The organism is Actinomadura sp. J1-007 (assembly GCF_009793335.1).
GTDB classification, from domain to species: domain Bacteria; phylum Actinomycetota; class Actinomycetes; order Streptosporangiales; family Streptosporangiaceae; genus Spirillospora; species Spirillospora yumaensis.
The window spans coordinates 551,376-576,874 of the sequence record NZ_WING01000001.1; the positions used below are offsets into that span (position 1 = coordinate 551,376).

Consider the following 25,499-nt stretch of genomic DNA (forward strand, 5'->3'; position numbering starts at 1 on the left):
TCAGAGCACGGTCTGGCGCTCGCCCTCCGGCAGGACGGGCGTCAGACCGGACGGCCCGCCGCGCGGGCGCCACTCGCGCGGGTAGCCGAGCGACACCTCCTCGAACCGCACGCCGTCCTGCCACATCGTCCGCGGGATGTGCAGGTGCCCGTACACCACCGCCGCCGCGCCGTACCGCACGTGCCAGTCGGCCGTCAGCTCCGTCCCGCACCACTGCGCGAACTCCGGGTACCGCAGGATCCGCGTCGGCTCCCGCACCATCGGCCAGTGGTTGACGAGAACGGTCGGCAGCTCCGGATCCCGTTCCTCCAGCCGCCGCGCCGTCTCGGCGACCCGCGCCCGGCACCAGTCGTCCCGCCCCGCGTGCGGCTCGGGATGCAGCAGCATCTCATCGGTGCACACGACCCCCGCGTCGTACGCGATCTTCAAAGCCTCCGCCTTGCTCGACGCGCCGTCCGGCCGGAACGTGTAGTCGTACAGCAGGAACATCGGCACGACCGTCACAGGCCCGCCGCCCCCGCGCCACACCGGGTACGGGTCCTCAGGCGTCACCACCCCGAGCCCCCGGCACATCTCCACGAGCCGCCGGTAACGCGCCTCGCCCCTCAACCGGACGGGATCGTTCTTCGGCGTCCACAGCTCATGGTTGCCGGGAACCCAGATCACCTTGGCGAACCGTTCGGCGAGCGTCCGCAGCCCCCACTCGACGTGCTCGAACGTCTCGGCCACGTCCCCCGCGACGATCAGCCAGTCGCCGTCGGCCTCGGGCCGCAGCTTCTCGACGACCGCCCGGTTCTCCTCGAACCCCACGTGCAGGTCGCTGACGGCGAACAGCGTGCCCCGTCCCTCGTGCGTCATCGGGCCCCTCCCCACCGGACCGGCGGCCACCGGCCCCACCGATCCTAGGATCCCCCGCTAAAGCCGAACCCCCCTCGAATCCCCCTTGACCCCAGTGACCCAAGTCACAGAGCCCGCTCATTCGATAGTCGATCACCCACCGCATTCGATAGATAACTTAACGCGCATGCCATCCCCCCTCCACGACACGGTCAACGAACTCTGAGCCATTTCCCGAAGTGATTCGCTCTACTCTTGCAGACGCACGATGCGTCCCGTCCTAGGGAACCGGACGGGCACATAGGCGGCGCAGCCAAAGGAGCGGGTGCGATGGCGGTCAGGGCGCAGATCAGTTTGATCGCAAACGATGAGGTCGGAGAACTCGCCGCCCTGTTCACATGGCTACGCGCCACTCCTGATCTTGAGGGCGGCGTGAGGTCGCAAAGCAGAACTCCCGGTCCGGGAGAACTCGGCGGAGGGCTGGAAACGCTCAACCTCGCCCTCGGAACCACGGCGAGCATCGTAGCCCTGGCCCAGGCACTGGCCGCGTGGCTCCAGAGCCGTCGCCGTTCCAAGCTGAAACTGACGATCACCACCCCGGACGGCAGGACGCTGGAACTGGAGGCGGCCGACTCCGCCCGCGCCGAGGAACTGATCACGGAGCTGCTGCGTCGCGACGACGGAACCGATGTCTGATCCGCGCCCCGAGCCGTCGAACTCCCTGGCGCTATTGATCGGGGCCTCCCGCTACCAGGACGAGCGCATCCCCCCGGTGCCGGCCGCTCTCAACAGCCTGAACGGCATAGAGGCCATGCTCATCGACCCCCGCCTGGGCGGGTGGCCACGCGACCGGGTCATCAAGATCGCAGACCCCGAGAACCCCGGCGAACTCCTGAAGCGCATGCACCGACTCACGGACGCGCTCGACGGGGTTCTGCTGCTCTACTACGCCGGGCACGGATTCATCACTTCGAAGGGCGAGCTGGCTCTCGGAGTCGGCGCCGTCGACTTCGATTACCCTGGCGCGACCGGAGTGGAGTACCCGAAAGTCCGTGACGTGCTCATCGAGTGCGGAGCGCGGGTCAAAATCGTCATCCTTGATTGCTGCTATTCAGGGAGGGCGACTCACGCCCTGACCGCCGACGTGGTCAGCGGCACCGAGACGCAGGGCGTCTACACCCTCGCCGCCGCTGACGGACCGGCGCGCGTCGCCGACCTACCCCGTCAAGTCCACACGACCACCGCGTTCACAGGCGAACTGCTCAGCCTGATAAGCGAAGGACTTCCCGACGGCGAGCCCTGGTTGACGCCGGAAGCCCTCTTCGGGCCGCTGAAGAGCCGCCTTCGCCAGAAAGGGCTGCCCGGCCCCAGGCAGATCGCCCGCGACACCGCCGGTCATTTCGGCCTCGCACGCAACGTCGCCTACCGCCCCGGCCGCAGGCACCCACAGCCGAACCAGACCCGCCCTCCCCCACCGTTGACAACACGCCCCCCACTCCCGGGAGCCCCGAGGCGTGGACCACAAACGGCACAGACAAATGGACCGTACCGCCAGCACCACAGGAAGGTTTCGGCCCCGCCCCTCCGACAAGCCCTGCACCCTCGACCTACGACTACCAAAGAACAGGCGAACCGTTGTGGGTTGGGGAACCACCACACGACTGGCGAGCGGCGACCCCACCAGGTAAGAGGAGCGCCGATCTCGTCACCGGCATATTCATCGTCATGGTGTTCTTCGCCATTCTGGCCGCCTTCACAGGATGTGCCAACTGGCTAAACCGGGCCTAGGCCGAACGAGTCGCCACCGCCCAGACACCAACTCCCATCCTCGCTTGCCGCTCACGCCAGAGCCCCGGCCCGACGAGCGGACCGGGGCCCTGCCACCGCATTACCGCCGCTTCACCGCGACCAGGAACGCCGCGAACGTCCGGCGACTCACCACAAGCCTCGCCCCGTCCGGATCCTTGGAGTCCCGCAGGCCAACCCCGGTGGAAACCTCCGCGACCTCAACGCACTCACCAGATGTCCCTTGCGACGAACGGGTGGACTTGCGCCACACTGGGCTCGTCATTCCATGCCCTCCATCAGCGATCTGATCAGCCTTCGCGAGGAGTGTACGGGGAGCGCCACGTGCCCGATGCGGTCGAACCGAGTCCGGAACTCCCGTGCTTCGGAGACCTCAGGAACGAGGCGTCCGCCGTTGGGCGCCTCCACGAACGCGACGTCTCCCTCCTTCACCGTGAAGACTTTAAAAGGGCCGTCGAGCCCTTCGTGTGCCCCGGCTTCGCGCGGCACGATCCGGACCGCGATATTCGAACGTTCCGACATCGCGAGCAGGTGGGCGAGTTGCGCGCGCATCACCGCACGGCCGCCCACCGGGATGTCCAGGACGCTCTCGGAGAGCAGCACCGACAGTTCCGGCGGATCCGGCTTCTCCAACACCGCCTTGCGCGCCATGCGCTTGGCGAGGTCGCCTTCCACGTCCTTGTTGCGCCCGGCCAGCAGGAGAGCACGGGCGTAGTCCGGCGTCTGGAGCAGCGCCGGGACGAGTTGCCCGTCGTAGTTGTAAATCATTGAGGCGCGCTTCTCGAAGTCGGCCAGGTTCTTGAGCCAGTTGGGGTCGTATCCCAGGCGGGCGAACCACAGGGCGATGCCGAAGAAGCCTCCGGTCCTCCACTCCTTGTCGAGGTGCGCGGCCTGCCTGTCGTTGAGCTTGGCCTCTCCCGTTTCCAGTCTGGAAATCGTGGAGCGCGCGACGTTGAGCGACTTGGCCACGGTGTCGCCGGTGAGGCCGCGTTCCATGCGGCCCCATCGCAGTGCGTAGGCCATCCAGGCCCACATGGAGGTTCGCGGGTCGGGGGGCTCGTTCATCGCGTCACCTCGGGGTCGTGATCGCAGAACTTCCAGGCATTGCGTGGTACCGCGACAACACTACTCGGAGCAAGGGAGCCTGTGCGCAGGGTTATCGACTTTCGAACGAGGTGGAACGCGATGGACGAGCCGGCGACGATCGTGCTGAAGGCATCACTGGAGGCGGTCAAGCAGGCGCGGGATTTCGTCGCGCTGACCTTCTCCGCCTGGGGCTTGGAGGATCACCTCGCGCGGACGGTCATCAGCGAACTCGCGACCAACGCCGTCAAGCACGGCTCCCTGCCGGACGATCCGGTGGTCGTACGCGCTCACCTGCGTGAGGACGGGTGTCCGATGCTCGAAGTGTGGGACCGCTCCGACGCGCTGCCGGTAGTGCGGCCGTTCGACCTCGTCTCGGAGAACGGCCGCGGCCTTCAACTCATGCAAGCCCTAGTCCGCCATTGGGGAACGCGTCCGCTGAACGAGGGCGGAAAGGTCGTATGGGCCGTCCTGGAAGCCCGCCCCATCGAAATGAACGGACGGCCGCCCATGACGGCAATCAGGCCCGCCCCCTGCATGGGCAACGGGCCTGACCTGCGGTTTTAAGGGTCCCCCTAGAAAACCTAAACACGCCCCCGAGCCGCGACCGGGAAGGGGCGTGGGGGCGGAGCCCCCACATCGGGGGTCCGGGGGTCGCCCCCGGGCAAACATTGCGGGCCCCGGCGAAGCCGAGCGCCAGCTCGGCGAGTAGGGGAGGCCGCCTCGGCTCCCGCGATTGGACTCGGATCGGCCACACCGGCGTGAACCGCGCGTCGTGGCCGTCGCCGACTCAGGCGCCGCTGCTCCACCCGTCCATGCGAGTCCAGGCCCGTCCACCTCCCTTGATACTCACTTTGGTACTCGCCTCGGGAGTGCCGGAGGGGCCGACGGCGGTCGGCACGGCCCACCCACAGGGCCATACCCGCGTTGAGCACGGCCACCAGCAGGGGGACAACGATCTGCGCAAGTAGTGCTGTCACGGGTTCAGCACATCCCGGCCGGCTCCGCTGCCGATCCGCTACGCGTCCGCGACTGGCCCGTCCCCGCTCCGTTCTCGATCCGAACCCCCGTACCTGCGCGGACAGGATCCGTTTCAGGATGGGCTTCGCCCAGTGGAGGGCCGCCCCCCAGACAGTGGTCACGACTGTCCCTCCCACGTGCCAAGGTATGACTCATGCGAGCCGCAGCCGATGACGGTCGAGTGTTGGATGCCGAGTACACGGTCGAGACGGAGCCCGGTCGCGGACTGCTGTCATTGGTAATGGAGAGCAGTTCCGGTGCCTCGACCAACCGCGCTCCGCGGAACACGGAGTACCGGCCGGTGTTGCGGCTGCTGCTGGAGCGGCTCAAGGCGCGAGGCTCCGTACTGGAAGACGGATTGGTGGACTCTCGGGCGACCAGTTCGCTGCCCGAGGCCGAGCGTCGTCTGTTCACCGACCGGATCCGGTTGGTCGAGGTGCACGATGTGGAGGCGTTGCGTCGACGCCTGTGCACCGCGCAGACGACCGTGGGGCAGTCTCCGAACGCCACCAAGGGCGGCAACGCCACCAAGCGGATCCGGCTGCGGCTGACGGTCCCCGGCTACACCTCGGCCGATGCCGCGCAACTGGCCTCCGACTTGGCGGCCCCCGTAGTGAGGGAAGCCCGGACGGTGTTCACCCCGCCGACCGGTGCGCTGAACCGGTGGTGGGAGGGCGACCCGGCGGAACGGTTCTGGATGGAGATCACCGACCGGCCCGATCTGGGCGGCAACCTGCGGGCTTTGCAGCGCAACGGCACAGGTGGAGAGTTCTGGTCTTACTCACTGGTCACCGAGGTCAAGCCCGGTGACCTGGTCCTGCACTGGCACAAGAGCCTGCACGGCCAACCCGGCATCGTCGGCTACTCCACCGCCGCGGACGGCCCCTACGACGACCGGTTGGTCTGGGACGCCCGCGGCACCTACGGCCAGCAGCGTCCCGCCAACACCGCCCCCCAGCCCGCCTGGCGGTACGAGCTGACCGGCTACACCCCACTGGCCACCCCGATCGGCCAGCAGACCCTCCGCCCGCTCGAAGACCGGCTCCGCGCCATCAAAAGCGATCTGGAAGCACGCATCGACGGGCCGCTGTACTTCCCGTTCGTCTTCTCCCCGAACCGGCCGCTGCGCACGGCACAGGCGTACCTGGTCAAGGTCCCCGCCGCCGTCCTCGACCTGCTCCCCGAACTGGCCGGACTCGCCCGCTCCACGCCCACCCACAGTGGTCCGAAACGTACGCCACGCGGCCCACGGCGACCACGCTCACGGACCGGCGCCGGCTACATGGCCGACCCGATCCTGCGCAAAGCCATCGAAGACCACGCCGTACGTCTCGCCCGCGACCTCTACCCCGCCCACCACATCACCGATGTCGGCGCCACCTGCTCCTACGACCTGCGCGCGGTCAAAGACGACGAAGAGATCCACATCGAGGTCAAAGGCTCAACCGGCAGCGCCGACACCGTCGAACTCACCACCAACGAAGTCGCCCACGCCAGAACCGCCCGCACCGACCTGGTCGTCATCGACCAGATCAACTGGCAACGCCAACCCGACGGCACCATCCTCACCAGCGGAGGACGCTGCCGCCACTGGACCACCTGGCAACCCGACGAAGCAGATCTCTCCCCCACTCGGTACCGCTATACCCTCCCGACCTAGCGGAGAGAGGCGTTGAAACTCAGTAGCTCCATGGCTGAGCTATCCAGACGATCGTATGGCGCTTGTCACTCAGTTGGTCGCCGTGGAGCACCGCGCCCGTCTAGATACTTGGTTCCCTGACTTACTCCGAGACGCTGCCTTTTTATTACAAGGTTGTTGGCGGACCGTAGAGAAGCGCACACGGGCAGACGCCCCCGACGGGCCACGAGCGGCGCCAGCACGGTGCACGAGAGTCCGCGCCTACAACACCTTCCTTCGATGACGTCGCAGTCACGCAATGAAAGCCCTGGAGGAGGTAGCGTGCGAAGCATGCCGGGGCCACGGGAGCCAGCTTCCAAACGACACACCTACCAGTAGAACTTGCAGAAGAGAGATAGGATCGCTAGCGACAAGAAGGAGAGAAGGGAGAAGCGGAAGAAGTTAATTCCTCTACGGAGGAGTCGATGTTTCGTTGAATGCTGGTAGATCGCCCCCCAGAGCTCAGCTGATGCAGCTCGTAGAATCTCTTCTTGGGAGGACGAGCGTAGCGACGAGAAGAATTCTGGGAAGTTATGGTTCTCTTTTAAAGTGTCGCCCCAGTTGAATATAGACCTCGATGGCAACTCTTCACGAAACAGGTGACGACTGGTTTTGCGTCGTTTGTATGCAGAGACGGCGCCCACGCAGTGCCATATCGACGCCGATATGGAGGCGACCGCTGTCACTGCAAGTACAACAAAAAGCGATGTGGCTGCGTGTGCCTGCCATCCTTTATTGTCGATTTTGTAGGCATTTAAAAGGAAGGTGGTCCCGGCCAACAGCAATGCATTTGCACTGACGAGAAGTGATGCTCTCGACGCCGTAGAGGTCCGAATTTGATCGTACCTCAAAATATTCCACTTGATAAGATCGAGTAATTCTTTTTCTCGTTCGAGGCGAGATGGATGTTCAGAGTCTCTGTTGGATCGTCGGGGAGCGAACATCAATTTCCCGATCGGAAGGGAGTGCCCACCTGATGGAGTCAATATTTATAAGCTACAGAAGCGCCGATGACGCCTATGCGGCAGCCCTGTTGGACGAGATGCTATCCCAGAGATTCGGGCACAACAACGTCTTTCGTGCCAGTAGGTCCATCGCCCCAGGTAGTGACTATCAAACTGCGCTGCTCGCGGCCGTCGGATCCACCAAGGTCATGCTCGTGATTGTGGGGCGGAGCTGGGCGGCGGAAACGGCCCCTGCGGCCCGGCATGCATTCAGTCCCGACGACTGGGTTCGCAAGGAAGTTGCCAAAGCCATTGAGCTAGGAATCGTGGTTATTCCAATTCTACTTTCCGGGGCCCCTCGACTGGCAGACCTGAAATTTCCTCCCGATATGCAAAAATTCACCTCCTTTCAGTACATGAGATTTGACTACAAGAACATTGACAATGATTTTCGTAGGGTAGAGCAAGAGGTTTCTCGTTATATCCCTAGAGCGGCCGAGCTGTCTAAAGATGCCATTGCTAGTACGCTCCGTAATCTAGCTTCCAGGGTCGAGGTGATGCGGGAACGGGATGAAAATAAATAGACGGCCTGTTGCAGACAAAGGCCCCAGTCTTCAGTGACTGGGGCCTCATGTGATGTGATGCGCTGCTAGTTGTCCAAGTAGTTTCGGGTGCATGAGAAGGTCGTGATGGGAGATGTTCCAGGCGTAGGCGCCGGCCATGTAGAAGGTGACCAGGTCGCCGACTGCGATGCGGTCCGTGGAGACGGCGCGGGCGAAGACGTCCTTTGGTGTGCAGAGCTGGCCGACGAGCGTGACGGGCTCGTCGGCAACCGCAGGGCCGTCGTCGTCGCCGGTGAGGATGTCGAACGGCTGGTTGTGCTGCTTGGTGACTGGGCCGGCGCGCCGGGTTGAGCCCGTGATGACCGCCCGTCGTTCTCAACCGCTCGCCCTCGGCGCACAAGCCACCAAGCACGTCGCCGAGGGCCGCGCGTCCCGACCGATCACCGACCCCACGAGGTGGCCATGTCCCGCCCCTGACCCCGTTCGTCGCGCTGGCCGGTGTGGACCTGCGCGGCGAGCCGATCACCGGTGCTCAGTGCCGGTTCGACCCCGGGTTGCACACCGGCCGGACGCCGAGGAGACGTCCGAGGAGCGCGCGTCCCGCGAGTTGGTCGCCGAGCAGGTGTGCGAGTCCTGCCCGCTGCGCGGCGCGTGCCTGGACCTGGCGATGCGGATCCACCGAACACGGGGTGTGGGCCAGCTTCACCGCCGCCGGACTCGCCACCCTCGCCGACCTCGCCGCTCCTGACTCCGACCCGTCCGTCCTGGACCTGAACGAGGTGGCATGACCATGACGACCCGAACCCTTTCCGCGTTCTGTCCCGTCCCGGTGGTGCTGTCGGTGGACCTGCCCGCCGGCGACATCGAGGTCATCACGACCTGGTCCCGCACGGTGGCCGAGGTCACCGTGACCGGCGTCCAGGACAGCGGCGACGGTCTGGACAACCTCGGCGAACGCGTGGGGGTCGACGGGGTGGAGGTCACCGGCGCCACGGTGGCCGGTGGCCGGATCACGGTCACCGCGCACGTTCCGGAGGGTTCGTCGGTGGCGGCGCTGACCCGGTCGGCGCCGTTAAGCGCGGCTGGGGTGTTCGCCGAGGTCGATTTCACCTCGGTCTCGGGTGATGTGACCGTGCCGGTACCGGGGGCCTGCGCGCCGAGACCACCTCGGGTGATGTGTGCGTCGGCGCGGTGGACGGCCCGGCGGTGATCCGGTCGGTGTCCGGGGACGTCTACCTGGGCAGCGCGGACGACGTGCGCGCCGAGGTCACCTCGGGCGATGTGACGGTGAGCGACTTGGCCGGCCGCGCCGAGATCTGCACAGTGTCGCGTGACATCCGGGGCCGCGCCACCGCCGCCGGCAGCGTGTGCGCCCGGTCGGTGTCCGGCAACGTCATCGTCCCCGCGTCCCCGACCGCGCGGGCCGAGGGACTGACCGTCAACGCCACCTCCCGTATCGGACGCGTCACCGTTCCGCCGTGAGGTCATCGCGCCAACTGGTCTGGACCCGGATTACTGGACGCCGCGGGAGCTTCGGCACAGCTTCGTGTCGCTGCTGTCGGACAACGGGATGCCGCTGGACAAGATCGCGCTGTTGGTCGGGCACAGCGGAACGCAGGTCACGGAAAAGGTGTACCGGCAGCAGATCAGGCCCGTGATCCAGGACGGCGCACAGGCCATGGACCTGATCTTCCCGAACCACAACTAGGGCCGCTTGGTACTCAGTTAGGTACTCATTACAGCAGTCAGGCCCGTTTTCAGTGTGGAGAACGGGCCTAACCTGCGGCTTTAGGGATGTCGATCGGCTCCCGCGATTGGACTCGAACCAATAACCTGCCGGTTAACAGCCGGCTGCTCTGCCGATTGAGCTACGCGGGATCGTGCGTCTGGCGGGTGGGTGCCCCTGCCAGCGCGTCTAGATTAGCGCATGTGGAGGGCTGCTCGCGCACGGGTGAGGGATGGGCCGCATCGTCGTGGGTATGGGGGCTGGACGATTCCGCTGCACCGGGGGTGGAGATGAAGTACCGCGTGCCGTTCATCGCGGGTGCCGCGGTCGGCTACGTCCTGGGGACGAAGGCCGGGCGCGAGCGTTACGAGCAGATCAGGCGCACTTCGAGGCGGGTCGCCGAGAACCCCGCCGTGCAGGAGGCCGCCGGTGTGATCCGCGCCAAGGGCGGGGAGCTGGCCGGGGCCGCGAAGGGCAAGGCCGGCGACCTCGTGGACAAGGCGCCGGACATGGTGAAGGAGCGGATTCCCGGGCGGACGCCCCAGGAGTACCGGGATCCGCGGCGCGAGAGCGTCTAGAGGCCCGTCTGGCGGCGGAGGGATTCGAGGATCTGCTCCGCCTGGGCCCTGAGCCCCGGGTCGTCGGGGTCCAGGCCCGCCTCGAAGACGAAGGTCCAGCGGACGTCGCCCCCTGTCGTGGGGCGGCGTCCCGCTATGCGGACGGTGCCGCCGCCGGGGAGCGTCGCGCTGTGGGTGACGGCGACCGTGGCGGTGACGCGTTCGCGGACGGTCTCGGGCACCGAGCCCGGTTCGGTGAGGCGGACGTGGTGGGCGGCGCCGGAGGACGTCTCCTGGACGTGGAGCCAGCCGTCCTTCCAGGTGGCCTGGTCGACGCGTTCGTAGGGGACGCGGGTGAAGCCGTCGGGCGGGGCCGGGATGTGGAGGGCTGAAGTGGTGGCCACGACGTGCGAGCCGCCGCGGGTGGGGGCGGAGGCCAGGATCCGTTCGCCGCGGGTGAGGGACAGGGCGGAGCGGACGTCGGCGGAGAGGCCCCGGAGTAGGCGCATGGTCCAACGGTAGGCGATCAGGCGGCCTGGGGGGCGCGGCGGGCCGCCAGGAGGTCCAGGACGAGGGCGGCCGACCAGGAGTAGTCGTGGCTGCCGCGGCCCGTCCCGTCGAACGGGTCGAAGTACTCGCGGAACCCCGACTGGCGGACGAGGCGCAGGGTGGAGCCGTAGAGGAGGTCGGCGACGACGGGGAGGCCGTGGGCGAGGGCGCCGTACCAGAGGATCCAGTTGGTGTTGATCCAGGTGGGGCCGCGCCAGTAGCCGCCGCGGTCGAACGCGGGGCCTGGATGTCGCAGGTCGGGACGGGGTATCCGGCGGCTCCCGCGAAGCGGGCCGACAGGAGCAGGTCGGTGAGGTCGCGGACGACCGGGGCGGGCAGTTCGGGGTCCAGGAGGGGGCCGAACGAGGCGACGGTGACGACGGGCAGGAGGCGGCCGTCGCGCAGGTCGCGGGCGCGGAAGCAGCCGGTGTCGCGGTCCCAGAGCCGGTCGAGGAGGGCGCGGTGGACGCGGTCGGCGTGCTCGCGGTGCGGGACGGGGTCGCCGCCGACGATCCGCGCGATCTCGGCGAGGGCGTGGGTCGAGGCGAGGTAGGTGGCGTTGACGAGGGGGTCCTCGACGGCGAACGGGTGGGTCTCGCGGAGGTGGCCGGGGTGGTACCCGGACTCGCGGAGCAGGGTCACGAGCCGGACGTAGCGGTCGTAGTCCTCGCCGGTCGGCAGGGTGTGGGGCGTACGGCGCGGGGCGTAGCCGGTGGGCGGGAGCTGGAGGGCGCCGAGCGGGCGGTCCCAGGCGGGGCTGTTGTCGAGGCCCGACTCCCACGGGTGGCAGATGGCGACCAGGCCCGTCGACTCCAGGTCGCGGACGCGGGCGAGGTAGCGGTGCTGCGCGACGAGCATCGGGTAGAGGCGGGCGAGGAACGCGCGGCTGCGTTCGAGGTCGGCGGCGCACGCGTGCAGGCGGAGGGCGGCGAGGGCGTGCAGGGGCGGCTGGGTCAGGCCGGACGTGCGGACGTCGCGGGGCGCGCCGGGCTGGCGGTCGCTGTCCCACAGCTCGGGGCCGGGGAAGTAGGCGTGCCGGGCGACGCGGGAGTTGAACACGATGTGCGGGAGCAGGCCGTCGGCCCACTGGCCGCGGAACAGGGAGAGCAGCTCGTCCTCGGCGCGGTCGTGGCGGTGGCGGGCGAGGCCCATGCTGACGAACGCCGAGTCCCAGCTCCACTGGTGCGGGTACAGGCCGGGCGAGGGGACGGTGGCGCCGCCGGTCCAGTTGGCGTCCAGGACCCGCGCCGCGGCCTGCCAGAGAACGGTCTCGTCGCCGGTCAGACGGGAGTTCATGCGCGCCCTCCCGATCGCGTTGCGGCCGGCCCGAGGCGCCGGGGCGCGGCACCAAGGGTCACCGCGATTGTGACCTCTGAATCGGTCCGCGACGACCCCCGCGCCGCCGTCTTTTTGGAAAGGGCGTGTGGATCACCGCTGGGCGGGCGCGACGGCGCGGCGCAGCAGCCAGGCGGCGATCTCCTCCCCTGCGGCGATGCCGCGGCGTGCGGTGACGGCGGTGGTGGGAGAGGTCCAGGCGGTGTCGTGGAGTTCGCCGTGGGCGGGACGGATCGCGGCGTCGGCGGCTTCGAGGAGTTCGGTGTCGAGGAGGGAGTCCCCGGCGGCGAGGACCGTCCCGGCGCCCGTACGGCGCGCGACCTCGGCGGCGGCGGCCGACTTGGTCAGTGACGCGGGCAGGCAGTACGCCTTGCGGCCCTGGAGGGACGTGCGCCAGCCGCGTTCGGCGCACCAGCCGGTCAGGTCGTCCACCCAGCCGGGCGGGAGCGCGGAGCGGTCGACGACCGCGTAGGCGAACAGGTCCGACGCGGTGCGGAGCTTCAGGACGAAGTCGCCCGAGACGGCGGCGAGGTGGTCCTGGACCTCGCGGAGCGGGGCGGCGGTCTCGGCGGTACGGGCCCGGACGGCGGACGACCAGTCGCGGTCGTCGGCGCCGTCCACGAGGAGGTGGCCGCCGTTGGCGCAGATCGCGTAGGCGGGGGGCTTGTCGAGCAGGTGGACGCGGGCGTACTGCTCGGGCGTACGCGTGGTGGTCGGCACCAGCGTGGCGGCCTGCGCGAGGGTCTCCAGCGTGCGGGCGGCGGCCTCCGTCACGTACGACAGCGGGGCGCCCTGGTAGAACTCCACGCACAGCACGCGCGGCATCGCCTCGTCCGGGCCGGTCAGCGCCATCGCGGCGGTGGAGTAGATGAGCGTGCGGTCGAGGTCGGAGCAGACGAGCACACCGCCCGGCGCGGGGGTCACTGCGCCGCCCCGCTGCCGAAGCGCGGATGGATGAGGCCCATGCAGGCGTACGGGAACGCGTCCGGCGGGACCTCCACGACGGGGACGCCGCGCTCGTCCGCGAGGAGCCGGATGTGCGCGAGGTCGGCCCCGGCGTCCGCGCGCGCGAGGACCTTCCACGGGACGCGGCGCAGCAGCACCCGCGTCGTCTCCCCACGCCCGGCTTGATCAGGTTGAGGTCGGGGACGCCGTGCTCCTCGCCGGCGCGCCGCACCGCGTCCCAGCCGGACCAGTCGGGGGCGCGGTGGGCGGCGCGGTGGCCGGGAAGGTCCGCGGCGACGCGGGCGGCGACGTCCGGGAAGCGGGCGCAGACGGTGTCGAGGAACGCCGCCGACACGTCGTCGGCGGCGAGCTCGGCGTAGAACTTCGCGCCGTGGAAGTCGCCGGGGCCGATCAGCTCGTCGTTCAGGACCGTACGGCTGACCAGGCCGGACACGGTGGAGTTCAGGCAGGCGGACGGGATGAGGAAGTCGTCGCGGGTGCCGAACAGCGGCGTGCAGCGGCCCGGGTCGGCGAGCACCGCGAGGTCGGCGGGGAAGCGGGCACCGCCGGGCGCGGCGGCGTGCGCGTCGAGGGCGGCGGCCAGCTCCCGCGTGATCGCGCCCTTGCCCGTCCAGCCGTCCACGAACATGACGTGCGACGGGTCGTGGTGCGCGGCGAGGTGGCGCAGGGCCTGAGTGTCGATGCCGCGCCCGCGCACGATGCTGACGGCGTAGTGCGGCAGGTCGAGGCCGTGCGCGTACCGCGCCCAGCGGCGGGCGAGCACGCCCACCGGCGTCCCGGCGCGCGCGAGCGAGACGAGGACGGCGCGCGGGCCGCGTTCGGCGATGATCATCTCGGTGACGAGCCCGACCGCGTACGCGAGGCGCTCCGCCGACGCCTCCAGGGCGTCGTGGTAGAGCTTGCGGTACGCGGGCCCCGGCTGGTACTCGACGGGCAGCGATTCGGCGTAGTGCGCGCGGCCCGCCTGGATCGCCGCCTCCCGCTCCTCGGTCGGCGCCTCCAGCCGTACGGACGACAGGTCCTTGAGCAGCCACGCGACGTCCTCCCGCGCGTAGCTGCCGAACTCGGGCCCGTACAAGGGGCTCGGCGGCGTCATGTGTCTCCCATCCCTCGGCGGCGGAACGACGGCACGGCGGCGACCACGACCGGCGCCAGCGCGCTGAGCCGTGCCAGCAGCCCGTGGGCGAGCGCCGGCGTGTCGCCCGCGCCGTCCACGACGAGCACGATCGTGTCGAACGCGCGGCCCGGGTCCGTTCCCGGGGCGACGTTGTACGCGTAGCGCTCGCCCGGCCCGTCCGCCGGGTCGTCGTGCGCGGGGAACGCCAGGCGCGTACGGATCGCGTAGCCGGGATCGTCCACGGCGAGCACCGGCGAACGCGTCGTCGTCGAGTAGCGGACGTCCACGTCGGGCAGCGCGTCGGCGAGGGCCTCCGCGAGGCGCAGCGGCGCGTACATCAGTTCCTCGAACCCGAGCACGAGCGCGCGTCCACGCGTGATGTGGGGTACGAGCAGGCCCGCCATCGCCGGAAGCGCTTTTTCCAGGTGTTCCCTGTGCGCGGGCAGGAAGCCGTGCCGTCCTCCGTCGGGCAGGCCCTCCGGCCACTCCAGATCGACGCGTGTGACCCGTTCCTGTGGGAGAAGGGGTTGTTCTTGCTCGCCTGCCAGGACTTCGGCGACCAGCGCCTGGCCCGCCTCCAGGATGTCGTCGGGAAGCTCGACGTTCCCCTGCGCGAGCGCGACCGTGTCCACGCGTACGCCCAGTTCCTCGCCCAATGCCCGCGTCCGCGCGCGGTCGCCGTCGGCCCGCAGGTCCACGAGCGCCGCGATGACGTAGTGCGCGCGGGGACGTACGGCGTGCAGGGCGCGGATCGTGTTGAGCACCGTACGGCCCGTCGAGAGCTCGTCGTCCACGAGCACGAGCGGGACGTCCCGGTCCAGCTCGCCCGGATCGGCGGGCAGCAGCAGATGGCTCGTCGCGTGGCTGTGCTCCTCCTCGAACCCGCCGTACGTCGCGAATCCCGGCACCGGCCGCCGCGTCGAGTGCAGGTAGTAGGCGCCGCCGAGCGCGTCCGCCACGGAATGGCCCAGCGACGTCGCCGTCTCCGCGTACCCGACGACCACCGCGTCCAGCGGCGCGCGCGGCTCTCCCGCCGCGTCGCGCAGCGCCGCCGCCGCGCCGGTGCGCGTACCGCGCAGCGCGTCCGTCAGCGCGTCCGCCGGGACTCCGGGGCGTTCGCCCGTGAGGCGCTCGCGGACGAGCACGCCGAGCAGCAGGCCCGAGCCGTACACCAGGCGCGGGTCCGTCGGGACGTGCTTGCCGAGGACGGCCGACACCAGCAGGTGCGCCCGCCGCGGGTTGCGCCGCACGGCCAGCCCGACCAGGTCGGCCAGCCCCGCGCCGGCGTGGCCTCCGCCGTCCGCCAGCCGCACGCCGAGCCGTTCGGCCACCCACTCCCCCGGCCACGTCTCCTCCCCCGGCCGCGTCCGCGGAGCGCTCAACGCGTGCCCGCCGCGTCGATCAGCTCGACGAACGTGACGCCCTCGGCGGCGACCCCGAAGACCCGGGCGCGCAGCATGAGCCGTTCGGCCCAGGCGCGGTGCGGCTTCGCCTCGTTCATCTTGTTGGCGTACGAGCTCGCCATCGCGCCGCCCCCGCTGTAGCCGAGGATGTCGGCGGCGTCGCAGTACTCCTCGTGCGTGACGACCGACAGCGCGTGGACGGCGGCGACGTGGCTCGGGTGGATGACGGTCTTGCCGGTCAGGCCGTTGGCCTTGTCCAGGTGCACCTCGCGGATCAGCCCGTCCAGGTCGGAGGTGATCAGCCGCTGCCGCAGCGGCGCGGCGTGCTGGGCGTCGAACGGCGACTGCCGGAGCTGCGGCTTGAACATCCGCTCGCCCGCCGAGAAGTACTCCCAGACCGGGCCGGTGACGACGAAGCCGCTGCCGTCGGCGCGGCCGAGGATGTTGACCACGTCGCAGATCGCGCCCGCGACCGGGCGGATGTCGTAGATCGTCAGGTCCGGGGGGCGGCGCAGCCCGTACGCGGCGGACATGTCGGTCGCGCCGAGCCGGACCGCGAGCACGCGCTCGCGGTGCTTGGCGAGCAGCATCGCGACGTCGCGCAGCAGCTCGGTGCGGGTCTCGGCGTACACCGCCTCGCGGCTCTCGATCACCGGCATCGCGAGCAGCCGCAGCCCCGTGCGGCCCGCGGTCTCCTCCAGCGCGTCGAGGAACGCTCCACCCGCGGCGGCGGTGAACTTCGGCAGCACGAACCCGGTGACGAGCCCGGCGGCGCCGCCGAGCCGGGCCGTCAGGTCGCCGATCTGCTCGGGGTGCGGATCCGGACGAACAGCAGCGGCGCGTCCGCCGACCTCGCGTGCAGGTCGCGCAGGTGCGCGACCGCGTTGGCCTCGGCCTCCGCCACGTCGGCGTCGGCGATGGCGTCCTCCAGGCAGACGACCATGCTCGCGACGCCGCGCCGGTACGCCTTCTCGATGTCGGCGGCCAGGGTCGGACGGGTCGCGGGGCAGTAGAGCGTCGCGCCGAGCGCGACCGCGAGGACCGCCGGGTCGTCGTGGCGGTCGAAGCGGCGCGGGTGGCGGTAGAACAGATGCTTGCGGTGCGCGGTGTCGATGTGGTCAAAGTGCCGCATGCACGAAGGTCCCCCCAGGATCGGACCGCTGCGCGCGGATCGTCGGTCCCGCCCCGGGCGGGTCCCCGGAACCGTTCCAGAATATGTCGGCGGGAACGCCGGATCGGCCCTTTCAGGCCGTATCAGGTCAGTAGGCTCCCGATCATGACGAAGCTGGCCAAGGGGGCAAATGCCCCTGTCATGGCGACGACACTCAGGGTGAGGCTCACCTGGCGCCCGGGCCCCGGCGTCCCGGACGTGGACTCCTCCGCCCTCCTCCTGACCGGAACCGGCAAGGTCCGTTCCGACAAGGACTTCGTGTTCTACAACCAGCCCCAGCACCCGTCCGGCGCCGTACGGCACCAGGGGCGGGCGGCCGAGGGCGGCGCCGTGGCCGAGGCCCTGGTCATCGACGTCGCGGCGCTGGAAGGCGAGGTGGAGCGGATCGCGCTCACCGCCTCGGCGGACGGCGGCCCGTTCGGGGCGGTCCCCGGCCTGGCCCTGGAGATCGCGGACGCGGCGACCGGCGCGCCGGTCGTGTCGTTCGACATCGACGACGCCGGGACGGAGACCGCGATGGTGGCGGGCGAGCTGTACCGGCGCGGGGGCGGCTGGAAGTTCCGCGCCGTCGGCCAGGGCTACGCCAGCGGCCTCGCCGGGCTCGCCACCGACTTCGGCATCAGCGTGGAGGACGCCCCCGCCGCGCCGCAGCCCCCCGCCCAGTCCGCGCCGCCAGCCCAGCCCGCAGCGCCCGTCCAGCCCGTCCAGCCCGTCCAGCCCGCGCCGCAGTCCGGCGCTCAGCCCGCGCCGCAGTCAGGCGTTCAGGATCCGGCGCAAGGGGGCGGGGCCGCCATCAGCCTGAAGAAGCAGAGGCTGATCTCGCTGGAGAAGCGCCTGGAGACCGAGGCGCCCGCCATGCTGAGCCTCACCAAGAAGGCGGCCGTCTCGCTGGACAAGCGCGGCCTCGGCGAGCACACCGCCCGCGTCGCCCTCTGCCTCGACATCAGCCTGTCGATGAAGTGGCTGTACGAGGCGGGCAGCGTGCAGGCCCTCGCCGACCGGGTCCTCGCGCTCGCGATGCGGTTCGACGACGACGCCGAGGCGGAGGTGTTCCTGTTCTGGGGCAAGGCCGAGCACTGGGGCGGCCTCGGCCTCGGCAACCGCGCCGGCTACGTGGACGACCTGGTCGCGCGCCGCGGCCTGGACTACGGCACCAAGTACGGCAGCGCGATCCGGCTGATCCGCCGGCACTACTTCGGCTCCGACGAGCGCCGCGACCGGCCGTTCGCCGCGCCGAGCCCGGTGTACGTCATGTTCATCACCGACGGCGGCACGTTCGACCAGGACGTGACGACCGAGCAGGTGCGCTCGTCCAGCTACGAGCCGGTCTTCTGGCAGTTCATCGCGATCAGCGGGAAGACCCCGAAGGGCGAGTTCGCCTACCTGGAGAAGCTGGACGACATGCGCGGCCGGTACATCGACAACGCCGACTTCTTCACCGTGAAGGACCCGGCGAAGATCTCCGACGACCGGCTCTTCGACAAGATGATGACCGAGTACCCGAAGTGGCTGGAACGCGCCCGGCGCGGCGGCCTGATCACGCCCTGACCGCGCCGGCCACCGGACGCGCCCGCGCCGGCGGACTTGGGGGTCCGCCGGCGGCGGCCGGGCCCGGAGGCGGCCGCCGCGCTCAGAGGTGCTCGGAGACGGCGGGGAGCAGGTGCTGGAACGTGCGGCCGGTCGCGGTGGCGCCGATCGCGGTCATCGACCAGCCCTGCCCCTCGCGGGCGACCTTGGCCATGATCTGGGCGTTGTGCTGGCCCGCGCCGCTCAGGTCGTAGCGCGCCAGCTCCTGCCCGGTGCCCTCGTCGACCAGGCGGCAGAACGCGTTGGCGATCTGCGAGAAGTCCTGCCCGGTGAACGAGTTGACGGTGAACACGAGCTGGACGATGTTGGCCGGCACCCGCTGGAGGTCGACGTTGATGACCTCGTCGTCGCCCTCCCCCTCGCCCGTGAGGTTGTCGCCGGTGTGCAGGACCGAGCCGTCCTTGCTGCGGAGCTGGCGGAACCAGACGGCGTCGGCGAGGTTGCCGCTCGCGTCGAACAGCAGGCAGGACGCGTCGAGGTCGATGGACTGGGCCTTGCCCTTGCCGAACAGCCCCTTCTTGGCGACCGCGTCCCAGCCGAGGCCCATCTTGACCAGGCTGAGCGCGCCGCCGCCGGGCTTGGCCAGCGAGACCTTCTGCCCCTTGGCCAGCGAGACCGACATCATCGTCTCCTTCGTGAGGTGCGGGACCGGCCCCCGGCCGGCCCCGGGAGGTCACACCTTGACGGACTCGGCCGGCCGGTCGCGGCCCGCCCCGGAGCCGCCCTCGCCGCCCTTGTTGCGCACCACCGAGCTGACGAACGCCGCGATGATCAGGCCCGCGCCGAGGCCGCCGGTGACCCACTCGGGCACGTGGTGGCCGATGCTGACCAGCATGCAGACCGCCAGCGCGCCGATCGCCCAGTGCGCGCCGTGCTCCAGGTACACGTACTCGTGCAGCGTGCCCTTGCGGACGAGGAAGACGGTGAGCGAACGGATGTACATCGCGCCGATGCCGAGGCCGAGGGCGATGACGATCGGGTCGGTGCTGATCGCGAACGCGCCGATGACGCCGTCGAAGGAGAACGAGGCGTCGAGCACCTCGAGGTAGAGGAACAGGAAGAACCCGGCCTTGCCGGTGGCCAGGGCGAGCGCGCTCGGGCCGCCCGTCCGGGCCGCCGACGCGCCGCCGCCCGCCGCGGCCGCCGTGCCCGCGCCGGACTCGGCGGCCTGCGCCGACCCGCCGTCCTCCGCCTCGTCCTCGTCGTCCTCGGACGCCTCGGAGAACAGGTCGCCGAGCCCGTTGACCAGGATGTAGGTGACCATGCCGAGGACCCCGGCGACCATCACGTCGCCGGGCTCCTTGGCGAACAGGCCCGCCACGAACGCCAGGGAGCCGCCCGCCACCACGACCGAGAGCTGGTCGAGCTTGCCGATCCGGGCGAGCGGCTTCTCCAGCCACGGCAGCCACTTGTCGGCCCGCTCCTCGAACACGAAGTCGAGGAACAGCATCATCAGGAACATCCCGCCGAACGCCGCGATCATCGGGTACGCGTCGTTCATCAGGTGGTGGTAGCGGGACGGGTCGTTGAGCGCGAGATCGAACGCCTCGATCGGGCCGAGCCCGGCGGTGACCGTCACGATGAGCAACGGGAACACCAGCCGCATGCCGAACACGGCGATGGCGATGCCGACGGTCAGGAAGATCTTCTGCCAGAACGGCGACATCCGGTCCAGCACCTTGGCGTTGACCACGGCGTTGTCGAACGACAGGGAGATCTCGAGGACGGCCAGCACCGCCACCAGGGCGAGCCCGGTCGCCCCGTCGTACAGCAGCGCGACGAGGAGGCCGAGGACCGTGATGGCGAAGGACCACCCGAAGGTGCGAAGAATCATGCGCGTATCTCTGCTAGGTGTGGGCGGACCCCGGCTATCAACCTACGTTGACGCCGAAGTCCATGGCGATGCCGGCCAGACCTGAGGCGTACCCCTGGCCGACCGCGCGGAACTTCCACTCGCCGTTGTGGCGGTAGAGCTCCCCGAACACCATGGCCGTCTCGGTGGAGGCGTCCTCGGTGAGGTCGAACCTGGCCAGCTCGTTGTTGTCGGAACGGTTGACGATCCGGATGAACGCGTTGCGGACCTGGCCGAAGCTCTGCTGCCGGTTGTCGGCGTCGTAGATCGACACCGGGAAGACGATGCGGTCGCAGTCGGCCGGGACGGCGCTCAGGTCGACGTTGATGCTCTCGTCGTCGCCCTCGCCCTCGCCGGTCAGGTTGTCGCCGGTGTGCTCGACGGACCCGTCGGGGCTCTTGAGGTTGTTGAAGAACACGAAGTGCTGGTCGGACATGACCTTGCCGGTGGAGCCGAGCATCAGCGCCGAGGCGTCCAGGTCGAAGTCGGCGCCGGTGGTGGCGCGGACGTCCCAGCCGAGCCCCACGGAGACAGCGGTGAGGTTGGGCGCGGCCTTCGTCAGCGAGACGTTGCCGCCCTTGGCGAGTGATACTCCCATGATCGGGTTGCTCCTGTCGGTGTCGTCGGTCGGACGCTGGTGCGTCGGTACGGGCGGCGCCGGCCGTGCGCGCCGGCCGCGGGGCTCAGAGCTTGACGCCGAAGTCCGTGGCGATGCCGGCCAGGCCGGAGGCGTACCCCTGCCCGACCGCGCGGAACTTCCACTCCGGCCCGTTGCGGTACAGCTCGCCGAACACCATCGCCGTCTCCATCGACGCGTCCTCGGTCAGGTCGTAGCGGGCCAGCTCGGCGCCGCCGTTCTGGTCGACCACCCGGATGTAGGCGTTGCGGACCTGCCCGAAGTTCTGCCCGCGGCTGTCGGCGTCGTAGATCGACACCGCGAACGCGACGCGGTCGGCGGTGTCGGGCATCGCCCCGAAGTTGACGTCGATCCGCTCGTCGTCGCCCTCGCCCTCGCCGGTGGTGTTGTCGCCGGTGTGCACGACGCCGCCGTCCGGGGTACGCAGGTTGTTGAAGAACACGAAGTGCTGGTCGGTGAGGATCTTGCCGGAGGCGTCCAGGACCATCGCCGACGCGTCCAGGTCGAAGTCGGCCCCGGTGGTGGTCCGCAGGTCCCAGCCGAGCCCCACGGTCACCGCGGTCAGCCCGGGCGCCTGCTTGGTGAGGGAGACGTTTCCGCCCTTGCTCAGACTGACGCCCACAGTGCCTCCAAGATCGCATGCATTATCGGACGCCGGACCGGCGCCTCGCTATACCGACGTAGCAGCGATGCTATCCGTTCCCTCCCATAAGGAAGCATTACGTTCCGGGCCACATTCTGCGGGAGACTGGGGCCCGGCGAAGGGAGGCAGCGTTGCGGGGAGCGGGCGACCAGCGCCGCCGAGGGCGGGGCGAGCGGGCCGAGGCGGCGGCGATCGAGGCCAGGGAGGCGGTCTCGGCCGCCTTCTACGACATGGACCAGGCCCAGAAGTACCTGGACGGCCGCGTCACCGTGTTCGCCGACCTCGACGCGCGGGCCGCCGAGCCCGCGCAGCGCGAGTTCGGGCGGCTGAACGACGCCGCCAACGCCGCGTCCATCGCCTACATCGACGTGCTGGACGCCCATCCGCTCGACGAGCCCGACCGTTCGCCCGCCGAGTACGACGCGGCGCGGCGGGCGTTCGCCGCCGTCGGCGAGCGGCTCGCCAAGATCACCGCCGACCTGAACGGCTTCGCGGGGCGGCTCGCGCCGAAGATGGCCCGGCTGGAGGCGACCCTCGACCAGCTCCCGCCCCGGCTGACCGCGGCCCGCGACGCGGTGGCCGCGGCCGACGCGGCGATCGAGGCCGCGCGCAAGGCGGGCATGGACGCCTCCGATCCCGAGGCCGAGCTGGCGCGGGCCCGGGAGGCGCTGTCGGTGCTGAGCTCGCAGGGCCTCGGCGGGCTCGGGCTCGCCGGGGCGATGGACAAGGCCGACGAGGTGCTGTCGATCGCCGAGGCGGCCCGGGAGGCCGCCGCGGAGCTGCCCCAGATGGCCGAGAAGGTCCGCAATTCGCTGACCTCGGTCCGGACCAGGGCCGACGCCGTCGCGGGCCGCGTCGGGCCCGTCAGGGAGGCGATGAAGCGGCTGCTGCGCGGCTACTCGGCCGCGTGCTGGCAGGACCTCAAGGGCGCGCCCGAGGCGATCGAGGCGGGCGCGACGCGGGCGCGGGAGCGGCTGAACGAGGCGTCGGCGTTCATCGCCCGCGCCGAGTGGAAGGACGCCCAGCGGGCCCTGACCGCCGCCCGCACCGAGCTGAACGCGGCCGACCGGCGCGCCGGGCAGGTCACCGGCCGGGTCGCCGAGCTCGACGCGGCGGCGGCCGACCCCGGCAGGCCCGCCGAGTCCGCGCGGTTCGCGGTCCGCGACGCGCAGCGGCTGGCGATGGCGCAGCCGGGCGGCGCGGCGCCGCACCACGTGCGCGTGCTGGACGACCTCGTGGCCCGGCTCGAACGGGCTCCCCAGCGGCTTGAGGGCAGCGCGCACCCCGACTACTGGGCGTACCTCCAGGAGCTGGAGGCGGTCAAGACGGCCGCGGGCGACGTCGTGGCGCGCATCCGCTCCGAACGCGCCGCCCAGGGCGAGTAGCGTCCCGGTCTCCGGGCGCCTCGGCCCGAGCACGGGCTCCAGGGACGGCGCGTCCGGTCAGCCGAAGAGGGTCTCGCCCCAGTAGCCGCCCTTGCGGACGCCGGGAGGGCAGGCGAAGACGCCCGACCCGACGTGCTGGACGTACTCGTTCATGGCGTCCGACGCCAGCGACTGCTGGATCTTGATGAACCCCGTCCGGGGGTCCCGCTGGAAGGCGATGAAGAACAGCCCGGCCTCCAGGCGCCCGAGGCCGTCCGACCCGTCGGTGAACGAGTAGCCCCGCCGCAGGATCCGCGCGCCGCCGTTGCTGTCGGGATGGGCCAGCCGCACGTGCGCGTCGGGCTTCATCCGGGCGAGGACGACCTTGTCGCGTTCCTTCCGGGCGCCGGCCGGGGCGCCCTCGCCCTTGTCGCGCCCGAAGACGTCCTCCTGCTCGCGCAGGGACGTGCGGTCCCACGTCTCGATGTGCATCCGGATCCGGCGGGCCACCAGGTACGAGCCGCCGGCCATCCAGTCGGCCCCGTCGCCCTTCCCGGCCCACACGTGCCTGGCCAGCAGGGCGTCGTCGTCGCCCGCGATGTTCTCCGTGCCGTCCTTGAAGCCGAACAGGTTGCGCGGCGTCTGCGCGTCCGGCGTCGTCGAGGACGTCTTGCCGAACCCGAGCTGCGACCACCGCACCGCGACGACGCCGAACCCGATCCGCGCCAGGTTGCGGATCGCGTGCACCGCCACCTGCGGGTCGTCCGCGCACGCCTGGACGGCGATGTCACCGCCGCTGCGGTCGGGGTCGAGCCTGTCGCCCGGGAAGTGCGGCAGGTCCGCCAGCGCCGCCGGGCGCTTCGCCTTGATCCCGAAGCGGTCCTCGCCGTCCTTGTCGAACAGCGTCGGCCCGAACCCGATCGTCAGCGTCAGCCGCGACGGCGGCAGCCCCTCGGCCTCACCGGTGTCGTCGGGCGGCGCCACCGCGGGTCCGCCGACCGCGCCCGCGCCGACGGCGCGGCCCGCCGTCATCGCGGCCGCGGCCTCGGTCCACTCCTTCAGCATCCGGACGAGCTTGTCCCGGTCGCGGGTGACCACGTCGAACGCCGCGAAGTGCAGCCGGTCCTGCACGGGCGTGGCGATCCCCGCCTGGTGCGGCCCGTGGAACGCGACCGCGCCCGCCGACGCGGGCCCGTCCTTCCCGGCCGACTCGGCCGACGCGACCCGGTCGAGCCCGGCGCCCGCCGCCGCGCCGACCAGCAGGCCCGCGCCGGAGAAGCCGAGCATCCGCCGCCGCGTCACCGCCGGCGGCCTCCCGGCCCCCGCGCCGCTCGTCGCGCTCGCTGCGCCCGTGGCGCTCTTTCCGCTCGTTGCGCCCGTGGCGCTCTTTCCGCCCGCTCCGACCGTCTCGGCGGGACGTTCCTCGGGCTCGTTCCCTTGCCCGGCACCGTTCATCGACTCACCGCTCCCGCGAGCTTGGACAGCGGCTCGCCGAGCGCGTTGACGGCGTCGGCGAGCTTCTTGCGGTCGTCCTTGCCGACCTTGTCGTACGAGACGTAGCCGTCGCCCTTCTCGTACTTGTTCAGCAGCGCCTCGACCGCGGCGAAGTTCTCGTCGAGGTCCCCGGCGAGCGCGGCGTCCTTCTCCGCGACGACCGGCTTGAGCAGCTCGTAGATCTTCTTGGCGCCGTCCACGTTGGCCTTGAAGTCGACCAGGTCGGTGTGGCTGAACGCCTCCTCCTCGCCGGTGACCTTGCCGGTCGCGACCTCGTCCAGCAACTCCTTCGCGCCGCCCGCCATGTCGTTCACCGGGTCGAGGGTCAGGCCGGGCAGGCGCGACTTCAGCGTGCCGAGGTCCTGGAGCAACTGGTCGGCGTACTTCTCCTTGCCCTTGACCGAGCCGTCCTTCCAGAGCGCCTTCTCCAGCAGGTGCCAGCCGGACCAGTTCGCCTTCTCCTCGGCGGTCAGGTCGGCCTCGCGCGCGTCGACCTTCGGGTCGAGGTCGCCGAACTTCTCGGCGACCGGCTCGATCGTCTCCCAGCCGACGCGGGACGGCGCGTACAGCTCCTTGGCCTTCGCCACGTCGTTCTTCTTCACCGCGTCGGCGAACAGGCGGGCCTTCGCGATCGTGTCGTCCACGTTGGTGATGACGTACGCCTTGTAGTCGGCCGCCGCCTTGGTGAGGCGCTGGTCGCCGCCCGCCGCGCCGCCCGCCGCGCCGCCGCCGGAGACCGTGACGTCCTGGGTCGGGCCCTTGCCGGTCTGCCCCGCGCTGCACAGGAGCTTGTACGTCCCGGCGGGGAGGTTGACCACGAAGTCGACGTTGGTGCCGGGGCCGATGTTCTCCCGTTCGGCGAGGATCTTGCCGTCCGGCTTGAGCACCTCGAACTCGTTGACCTTGGAGCCCTTGTTGGTGACCTTGAAGGTGTTCTTGCCCGCGGGCAGGTCCTTCTTCGCCACCTCGCAGGAGTCGTCGGTCGCGGTCACCGCGATGGCCTTGCCCCCGGACGCGTCGTCCTTGCCGTCACCGCCGCACGCCGCGAGAAGGGACATCGAGACCGCCGCGACGCCCGAGAGGGCGAGGACAGAGACAGCGCGCATGGAGACTCCAGAACGGGCACATGTGGTTAGGCTCGCCTAAATTAGCCAAAGCTAACCTGAC

At 70.3% G+C, this 25,499-nt stretch carries 25 protein-coding genes, 1 tRNA gene and 3 pseudogenes; 11 read left to right on the forward strand and 18 right to left on the reverse strand.

What is annotated here, in order from left to right:
- On the reverse strand, positions 1-858 hold the full coding sequence (locus GEV43_RS02495; RefSeq protein WP_160819302.1) for a metallophosphoesterase: 858 nt from the start codon (positions 856-858) through the stop codon (positions 1-3).
- A gap of 309 nt (positions 859-1,167) precedes the next feature.
- Between GEV43_RS02495 and GEV43_RS02500 the strand changes: the two genes are divergently transcribed.
- Both GEV43_RS02500 and GEV43_RS02505 read left to right on the forward strand, forming a co-directional pair.
- Entirely contained in the window at positions 1,168-1,533 is a 366-nt protein-coding gene (locus GEV43_RS02500; protein WP_160819303.1) for a hypothetical protein, read from the forward strand.
- On the forward strand, positions 1,526-2,614 hold the full coding sequence (locus GEV43_RS02505; protein WP_160819304.1) for a caspase family protein: 1,089 nt from the start codon (positions 1,526-1,528) through the stop codon (positions 2,612-2,614). The genes GEV43_RS02500 and GEV43_RS02505 overlap by 8 nt, the downstream gene beginning before the upstream one ends.
- A 111-nt stretch (positions 2,615-2,725) precedes the next feature.
- Here GEV43_RS02505 and GEV43_RS02510 read toward each other — a convergent pair whose 3' ends face one another.
- Together GEV43_RS02510 and GEV43_RS02515 are read right to left on the reverse strand one after the other, a co-directional pair.
- Entirely contained in the window at positions 2,726-2,908 is a 183-nt protein-coding gene (locus tag GEV43_RS02510) for a DUF397 domain-containing protein (RefSeq protein ID WP_160819305.1), read from the reverse strand.
- Positions 2,905-3,708, reverse strand: a complete 804-nt coding sequence (locus GEV43_RS02515) for a helix-turn-helix transcriptional regulator (RefSeq protein WP_206681043.1) — start codon at positions 3,706-3,708, stop codon at positions 2,905-2,907. The genes GEV43_RS02510 and GEV43_RS02515 overlap by 4 nt, the downstream gene beginning before the upstream one ends.
- A 120-nt stretch (positions 3,709-3,828) precedes the next feature.
- Between GEV43_RS02515 and GEV43_RS02520 the strand changes: the two genes are divergently transcribed.
- The 3 genes from GEV43_RS02520 to GEV43_RS02530 all read left to right on the forward strand — a co-directional run bounded on the left by GEV43_RS02520 (position 3,829) and on the right by GEV43_RS02530 (position 7,952).
- A complete protein-coding gene (locus tag GEV43_RS02520) occupies positions 3,829-4,293 on the forward strand; it encodes an ATP-binding protein (protein ID WP_160819307.1) in 465 nt (154 codons plus the stop codon).
- A gap of 607 nt (positions 4,294-4,900) precedes the next feature.
- Entirely contained in the window at positions 4,901-6,406 is a 1,506-nt protein-coding gene (locus GEV43_RS02525) for a protein NO VEIN domain-containing protein (RefSeq protein ID WP_160819308.1), read from the forward strand.
- 994 nt (positions 6,407-7,400) lie between these two features.
- Positions 7,401-7,952 carry a TIR domain-containing protein gene (locus tag GEV43_RS02530; protein ID WP_160819309.1) on the forward strand — a complete coding sequence of 184 codons (552 nt, stop codon included), beginning with the start codon at positions 7,401-7,403 and terminating at the stop codon, positions 7,950-7,952.
- Between the two features lie 45 nt (positions 7,953-7,997).
- Here the strand turns inward: GEV43_RS02530 and GEV43_RS49200 are convergent, their stop codons facing one another.
- Positions 7,998-8,291 carry a hypothetical protein gene (locus GEV43_RS49200; protein ID WP_160824251.1) on the reverse strand — a complete coding sequence of 98 codons (294 nt, stop codon included), beginning with the start codon at positions 8,289-8,291 and terminating at the stop codon, positions 7,998-8,000.
- Between the two features lie 430 nt (positions 8,292-8,721).
- Here GEV43_RS49200 and GEV43_RS02540 point away from each other — a divergent pair, with 430 nt between their 5' ends.
- From GEV43_RS02540 to GEV43_RS02550, 3 genes are read left to right on the forward strand one after another with little or no spacing between them, the layout of a single operon-like run.
- Positions 8,722-9,141 carry a hypothetical protein gene (locus GEV43_RS02540; protein WP_160819310.1) on the forward strand — a complete coding sequence of 140 codons (420 nt, stop codon included), beginning with the start codon at positions 8,722-8,724 and terminating at the stop codon, positions 9,139-9,141.
- Positions 9,123-9,413 (forward strand): hypothetical protein, encoded by a 291-nt coding sequence (locus tag GEV43_RS02545; RefSeq protein ID WP_375539027.1) that lies wholly within the window; start codon positions 9,123-9,125, stop codon positions 9,411-9,413. The genes GEV43_RS02540 and GEV43_RS02545 overlap by 19 nt, the downstream gene beginning before the upstream one ends.
- A 19-nt stretch (positions 9,414-9,432) precedes the next feature.
- Positions 9,433-9,639 (forward strand): tyrosine-type recombinase/integrase, encoded by a 207-nt coding sequence (locus GEV43_RS02550; protein WP_175250257.1) that lies wholly within the window; start codon positions 9,433-9,435, stop codon positions 9,637-9,639.
- Positions 9,640-9,736: 97 nt separating this feature from the next.
- Here GEV43_RS02550 and GEV43_RS02555 read toward each other — a convergent pair.
- A tRNA-Asn gene (locus GEV43_RS02555) sits at positions 9,737-9,809 on the reverse strand.
- Between the two features lie 138 nt (positions 9,810-9,947).
- Here GEV43_RS02555 and GEV43_RS02560 point away from each other — a divergent pair.
- On the forward strand, positions 9,948-10,235 hold the full coding sequence (locus GEV43_RS02560) for a YtxH domain-containing protein (protein ID WP_160819312.1): 288 nt from the start codon (positions 9,948-9,950) through the stop codon (positions 10,233-10,235).
- On the opposite strand, the gene GEV43_RS02565 is transcribed toward GEV43_RS02560, so the two are convergent.
- The 7 genes and pseudogenes from GEV43_RS02565 to GEV43_RS02580 form a co-directional block, all read right to left on the reverse strand.
- Positions 10,232-10,723 (reverse strand): hypothetical protein, encoded by a 492-nt coding sequence (locus tag GEV43_RS02565; RefSeq protein WP_160819313.1) that lies wholly within the window; start codon positions 10,721-10,723, stop codon positions 10,232-10,234. The genes GEV43_RS02560 and GEV43_RS02565 overlap by 4 nt on opposite strands.
- A 17-nt stretch (positions 10,724-10,740) precedes the next feature.
- Positions 10,741-12,059, reverse strand: a pseudogene (locus tag GEV43_RS55835) (hypothetical protein).
- 132 nt (positions 12,060-12,191) lie between these two features.
- Positions 12,192-13,022 carry an HAD family hydrolase gene (locus tag GEV43_RS02570; protein ID WP_160819314.1) on the reverse strand — a complete coding sequence of 277 codons (831 nt, stop codon included), beginning with the start codon at positions 13,020-13,022 and terminating at the stop codon, positions 12,192-12,194.
- Positions 13,019-13,201 (reverse strand): RNA-binding protein, encoded by a 183-nt coding sequence (locus tag GEV43_RS49205; protein WP_309239414.1) that lies wholly within the window; start codon positions 13,199-13,201, stop codon positions 13,019-13,021. The genes GEV43_RS02570 and GEV43_RS49205 overlap by 4 nt, the downstream gene beginning before the upstream one ends.
- Positions 13,202-13,431: 230 nt before the next feature.
- A pseudogene (locus tag GEV43_RS49210) lies at positions 13,432-14,160 on the reverse strand (cysteine protease StiP domain-containing protein); the annotation flags it as partial.
- Positions 14,157-15,563, reverse strand: a complete 1,407-nt coding sequence (locus GEV43_RS46755; protein WP_164717168.1) for a phosphoribosyltransferase family protein — start codon at positions 15,561-15,563, stop codon at positions 14,157-14,159. The pseudogene GEV43_RS49210 and the gene GEV43_RS46755, both read right to left, overlap by 4 nt.
- Positions 15,560-16,716, reverse strand: a pseudogene (locus tag GEV43_RS02580) (HpcH/HpaI aldolase/citrate lyase family protein). Before GEV43_RS02580 ends, GEV43_RS46755 begins: the two are co-directional and overlap by 4 nt.
- 144 nt (positions 16,717-16,860) lie before the next feature.
- Between GEV43_RS02580 and GEV43_RS02585 the strand changes: the two are divergent.
- Positions 16,861-18,303 (forward strand): VWA domain-containing protein, encoded by a 1,443-nt coding sequence (locus GEV43_RS02585; protein WP_160819315.1) that lies wholly within the window; start codon positions 16,861-16,863, stop codon positions 18,301-18,303.
- 82 nt (positions 18,304-18,385) lie between these two features.
- Here GEV43_RS02585 and GEV43_RS02590 read toward each other — a convergent pair whose 3' ends face one another.
- From GEV43_RS02590 to GEV43_RS02605, 4 genes are all read right to left on the reverse strand, one after another.
- Positions 18,386-18,964 carry a TerD family protein gene (locus GEV43_RS02590; protein WP_160824253.1) on the reverse strand — a complete coding sequence of 193 codons (579 nt, stop codon included), beginning with the start codon at positions 18,962-18,964 and terminating at the stop codon, positions 18,386-18,388.
- A 51-nt stretch (positions 18,965-19,015) separates the two neighbouring features.
- Positions 19,016-20,176, reverse strand: coding sequence for a DUF475 domain-containing protein (locus GEV43_RS02595; protein WP_160819316.1), 1,161 nt, complete (start codon positions 20,174-20,176; stop codon positions 19,016-19,018).
- 37 nt (positions 20,177-20,213) lie between these two features.
- Complete coding sequence (locus tag GEV43_RS02600) at positions 20,214-20,792, reverse strand: TerD family protein (protein WP_160819317.1); 579 nt, start codon at positions 20,790-20,792, stop codon at positions 20,214-20,216.
- Positions 20,793-20,877: 85 nt separating this feature from the next.
- Positions 20,878-21,453, reverse strand: a complete 576-nt coding sequence (locus GEV43_RS02605) for a TerD family protein (protein WP_160819318.1) — start codon at positions 21,451-21,453, stop codon at positions 20,878-20,880.
- A gap of 152 nt (positions 21,454-21,605) precedes the next feature.
- On the opposite strand from GEV43_RS02605, the gene GEV43_RS02610 reads away from it, so the two are divergent.
- Positions 21,606-22,859, forward strand: a complete 1,254-nt coding sequence (locus GEV43_RS02610) for a molecular chaperone DnaJ (protein ID WP_160819319.1) — start codon at positions 21,606-21,608, stop codon at positions 22,857-22,859.
- A 57-nt stretch (positions 22,860-22,916) separates the two neighbouring features.
- On the opposite strand, the gene efeB is transcribed toward GEV43_RS02610, so the two are convergent.
- Both efeB and efeO read right to left on the reverse strand, forming a co-directional pair.
- The gene (gene efeB, locus GEV43_RS02615) at positions 22,917-24,293 is read right to left on the reverse strand and encodes an iron uptake transporter deferrochelatase/peroxidase subunit (protein ID WP_160819320.1); all 1,377 of its coding nucleotides are present in this window, start codon (positions 24,291-24,293) and stop codon (positions 22,917-22,919) included.
- Positions 24,290-25,438: an iron uptake system protein EfeO gene (gene efeO, locus GEV43_RS02620; protein WP_160819321.1), complete on the reverse strand. Its 1,149-nt coding sequence runs from the start codon at positions 25,436-25,438 to the stop codon at positions 24,290-24,292. The genes efeB and efeO overlap by 4 nt, the downstream gene beginning before the upstream one ends.
- Between the last annotated feature and the right edge of the window lie 61 nt (positions 25,439-25,499).